At 66.5% G+C, this 865-nt stretch carries 2 pseudogenes; both read left to right on the top strand.

The features are described from left to right. Nucleotides 1-323: pseudogene (locus JNW98_RS35750) on the top strand (hypothetical protein); the annotation flags it as partial. A 169-nt stretch (nucleotides 324-492) separates the two neighbouring features. Beyond that, nucleotides 493-865, top strand: a pseudogene (locus tag JNW98_RS35755) (hypothetical protein); the annotation flags it as partial.

Consider the following 865-nt stretch of genomic DNA (forward strand, 5'->3'; position numbering starts at 1 on the left):
CGGACATCGTCCCCGACTCCCAGCTGTGGAACGGGCACCAGAAGGAGAAGGACGCGAACAACCCCGAGCTCCTCTCCAAGAAGCTGATCGCCAAGGGCGGCCCGGACGTCTACCTCGCCTTCCAGTACGGCACCCTGGAAGGGACCGTGAAGACGAAGGTCGACAAGTACATCGCCACTTACGGCAACAAGGGCCCCATCCACACCCATCTCCAGGTCATCCAGGGCGGTTCGCACAACGCGAAGTCCTATGTGAAGGGGATGGACCAGGGAACCATGAAGTGGATCAGCGACCAGATCTCGGGGCCGGTCGACGCCTCCTGATCACCGCCGCGGGGCCCCGGGCCCCGCGGTCCCGCCGCGTCCGGCCCATGCGGAAGCCGCCCGTGCCCCAGAAGTCTCCCGGGCCCCACGGGAACGACCGCGCCCATACGGAAACGACCGCCATGTCCTTCGGGACAGCTGATACGTCCAGAGGGACCAGAGGGACAGGATGAGCAACTCAGCCAACAGCGCCTACCAGTCGCGCGGCCACCGCAGGGCGACGCGGGCGAAGCGCTGGGCCCTGGTCGCGGTGTGCATAGCCGTGCTCGGGGCCGTCGCCTACCCGGTGCTGAACTACTTCGACGTCTTCTCCGACAAGGGCGACCCGATCTCGTTCGACGACGGGTCCGGCGGGAAGAACGGCGGCGGCAAGCCCGGCGCGAAGGCGCTGATGCCGACCGGCCCCAAGGCCGACTTCAAGATCTCCGGAACGGTGCAGGACGGCAGCAAGATCGCCGTCACCACGTACCACGGGAAGAAGTCGGGTTTCACGGGCAAGGTGTGGATCTGGGCGCCCGAGGAGTACAAGGACCCGAAGTACA

Source organism: Streptomyces huiliensis (genome assembly GCF_020037025.1).
GTDB lineage: Bacteria > Actinomycetota > Actinomycetes > Streptomycetales > Streptomycetaceae > Streptomyces > Streptomyces huiliensis.